General features: G+C 67.9%; 4 protein-coding genes. All 4 read right to left on the reverse strand.

Annotation, left to right across the window (positions count from 1 at the left end; translation table 11 throughout):
* Window positions 1-147: 147 nt before the first annotated feature.
* The gene (locus Q8N10_RS10355; protein ID WP_304783450.1) at window positions 148-843 is read right to left on the reverse strand and encodes a TPM domain-containing protein; all 696 of its coding nucleotides are present in this window, start codon (window positions 841-843) and stop codon (window positions 148-150) included.
* A complete protein-coding gene (locus Q8N10_RS10360; protein WP_304783453.1) occupies window positions 843-1,634 on the reverse strand; it encodes a YgcG family protein in 792 nt (263 codons plus the stop codon). The genes Q8N10_RS10355 and Q8N10_RS10360 overlap by 1 nt, the downstream gene beginning before the upstream one ends.
* Window positions 1,631-2,281 (reverse strand): LemA family protein, encoded by a 651-nt coding sequence (locus Q8N10_RS10365; protein ID WP_304783456.1) that lies wholly within the window; start codon window positions 2,279-2,281, stop codon window positions 1,631-1,633. The genes Q8N10_RS10360 and Q8N10_RS10365 overlap by 4 nt, the downstream gene beginning before the upstream one ends.
* 191 nt (window positions 2,282-2,472) lie before the next feature.
* The gene (locus Q8N10_RS10370; protein WP_304783459.1) at window positions 2,473-2,670 is read right to left on the reverse strand and encodes a hypothetical protein; all 198 of its coding nucleotides are present in this window, start codon (window positions 2,668-2,670) and stop codon (window positions 2,473-2,475) included.
* Window positions 2,671-3,077 lie beyond the last annotated feature (407 nt).

The following is a 3,077-nucleotide window of genomic DNA, read 5'->3' on the forward strand; positions in this document are numbered from 1 at the left end:
GTCGCCGTCATGAGAAAACTCATCGAGGCCGCAAACCTCGTCCTCAGCCGGCAACAGCCCTGGATTAGACAACCCACTTAACATGGTTGCTCATCCGACCGGCCTCCGACCGGCCACCTTCTCCCGCAAGGGGAGAAGGAACGCGAGCTAAGGCAACACCACCACGCTGTCGGGGAGCTCGTTGGGATTGTCCGTCGCGTTGGCCGGGAAATGCTGCGCCAGGATGTCGGCGCAGAGGCCGATCGCCGCCTCGAAGCCCTCGGCGGGCTGCTTGCGCTTGATGCCCGAAATCAGCGCCGCCATGGCCTCGTCCCAGACCTTGGGATCGACCTTGGAGGCCACGCCCTCGTCGGCGATCAGCTCGGCCATGCGCTCCTTGGCGGAGACATAGATCAGCACCCCGGTGCGTTCGCGGGTGGCCGCCAGGTTCTTGGCCAGGAACTGCTCCTGGGCCCGACGCAAGACGCGTTCCCGCTTCAGTCCCTTGGGCGTCAGCAGGCGGCGCAGGGGTGGGATGATCCCCACCAGCAGGGCGACGGCCACGAACAGCACCCCCTGCATCAGCAAGGCCCAGGTCAGGGCGCTGCGCACCGACTGTTCGGCCACCGCCCCGATCTGGGCGGCGCTCCACTCGCCGGTGAGGATCTCGGGGGCGCTCACCTGGATACCGCCCGCCAGCAGCAGGGCCGGAACGGCCAGGGCCGCGATCGCCGCCCAGGCCACCGGCACCTCCCGGTAGTCGGAGGATTCCCGGGCGACGACGGTGTAGATCTCACCACGGGTGCGCAGCTCGCCCCGGGCGACCGCGGCCTCGACCCGCGCGCGGTCAGCGTCTGACAGCATCACCATCCTCCTGAAGATCCACCGCCGCCGAACGATCCGCCGCCGCCGCTGAAGCCGCCGCCACCGCCACCCCAGCTGCTTCCGCCACCGCGGCCGCCGCTCGAGAGCAACATGGGCAGCAGCCACCAGAGGCCGCCGCCGCGGCGCCCACGTCGGCCGCGTCCGCCCCGCAGGATGCTGCTCAGCACCCAGAAGATGATCACCACGATGAAGATGATCACGCCGGGCAGGCTGTTTTCCGACTCGGGTTCCGGCGCCGGCGTCGCCGTGGCGATGGCCCGGGCCTGATCGTCGGGCAGGGATAGCTGGCCGATCACCGCCTCAGTTCCCGCGATCACGCCCGCCTCCATCTTGCCGTCCCGGAAGGCCGGCAGGATTCGGGTCTGGATGATCACGCTGGAGAGCGCGTCGGTCAGGATGCCCTCAAGGCCATAGCCGACCTCGATGCGCACCTTCTTGTCGTTGGGCGCCACCAGCAGCAGGACCCCGTCGTTGCGGGTCTTGTCGCCGATCCCCCAGGCCCGGCCCAACTGGTAGCCGTAGTCCTCGATCTCGTAGCCGCCGAGGTCGGGCAGGGTCGCCACCACCATCTGACGACCGGTCTTGGTCTCCAGGTCGGCGAGCTCGGCGGTGAGCTTCTGTTCGGCGGCCGGCGACAGCAGGCCGGCATTGTCCACCACCCGCCCCGTGAGCGGCGGGAACTTGGGGGCGGCCAGAGCTGCGCCCGCACTCAGGACGAGGCCGAGGACTGCGAGGCCCAGCAGGCCCCGCAGTCCCTTGCGCTGGGTCATTGGGCCGGCGCGGCCGGCAGGGTGGACGTCGCCGGCGGCGTCGTGGGCGAGAAGCTGACGCTGGGCGCGGCCTGGGCGGCGGCGTTGGCCTGGAACATCACCATCGGCTTGGAGCCGCTATGGACGGTGGAGGCCCAGAAGCTGTTGGGGAACTTGCGGAACTCCAGATTGTAGTCCCGGACCGCCTCGTTGTAGTCGCGGCGCGACACGCTGATGCGGTTCTCGGTCCCCTCCAGCTGGCTCTGCAGGGCCAGGAAGTTCTGGTTGGACTTCAGGTCCGGGTAGTTCTCCTGGATCATCATCAGCCGGCCGAGCACGCCCGACAGCTTGTCCTGGGCGGCGGCGTACTGGGCGAACTGGGCGGGGTCGGTGAGGGTGGAGGCGTCGACCTTGACCTGGGTGGCCGAGGCGCGGGCCTCGGTGACAGCGGTCAGGACGCTCTTTTCCTGGGCGGCGTAGCCCTTCACGGTCTCCACCAGATTGGGAATCAGGTCGGCGCGGCGCTGATACTGGTTCTGCACCTCGGCCCACTGGGCCTTGGCGCGCTCTTCCTTGGTGGGGATGTTGTTGATCCCGCAGCCGGCGATCAGGACAGGCGCGAGCACCAGCAGGGCGGCGCGCGCGAGGCGATTGCGAAGGGTGGACAAGGTGTGTGGCTCCCCAAGAGCAGCATCAGGATCAGGCCTGACTATCGGCCTATGTGGCCCCGTCGTTGAGATGGCGCAACGACAGGGCGGATTAAGCTTTGGAAAGCTCCGCCACACAAGTTGCTTGCGACTTGCGCGACGCCGTGCGCGCGCGGATGACCTTGAACGCCAGGACGGGCAGCCTCGCTCCGTCAGGCTCCGCGCAGCAGGACGCCGGCGGTCAGGATCGCGAAGGCCACGGCGAGGGTGGTGAACACGTGCTCGCGGATCAACGGGATGTCGACGCCGGCGTACTGGACCAGCATGGACAGAACAGCCAGCACCACCGCGATGGCGAACAAGGGTACGGAGGGGGCGGTGAGGGGCAGACCGGCGCGACGAGCAGCCATGGGAGAATATCCTGACGCCCCACCCGGCGAAGGCCGGGCACGAGCTTGGCCATAACGCCGGCCGAGCGTTGCGGTTGCCGTGGCGGCGGGTGACGGGAGACGGGCGGAGTCCGTTGGGCTGGACCAGGTTCGCAGCCCTTTATCTCAGTGAAGTACTCCCAACTGCGGAAGGCGGCAACTGGACCTCGATGCAATGCAGACAGGCAACCTAACTGGGCAGTAAGCAGGCGCACTGCCCGCAAGCAGACCCTCCAAAGGTCGGCTAGGGGTGGAGGCTGTGTGAAAACACCGAAGCAGCTTAGATTTCTGTCCATCAGCTTCGGGGGCCGGGATGAAACGGTTTGTCGAGGGGGATGACCGGCGTCAGGGCACGCTGCTCCCGGAATATCTTGAGGACTACGTCTCCG

Origin of the sequence: Phenylobacterium sp., from assembly GCF_030693625.1 — a bacterium.
GTDB lineage: Bacteria > Pseudomonadota > Alphaproteobacteria > Caulobacterales > Caulobacteraceae > Phenylobacterium > Phenylobacterium ferrooxidans.

Coding starts and splice junctions, on each gene's coding strand:
- Q8N10_RS10355 (WP_304783450.1), bottom strand. CDS start 843: ATGCTGTCAGACGCTGACCGCGCGCGGGTCGAGGCCGCGGTCGCCCGG.
- Q8N10_RS10360 (WP_304783453.1), bottom strand. CDS start 1,634: ATGACCCAGCGCAAGGGACTGCGGGGCCTGCTGGGCCTCGCAGTCCTC.
- Q8N10_RS10370 (WP_304783459.1), bottom strand. CDS start 2,670: ATGGCTGCTCGTCGCGCCGGTCTGCCCCTCACCGCCCCCTCCGTACCC.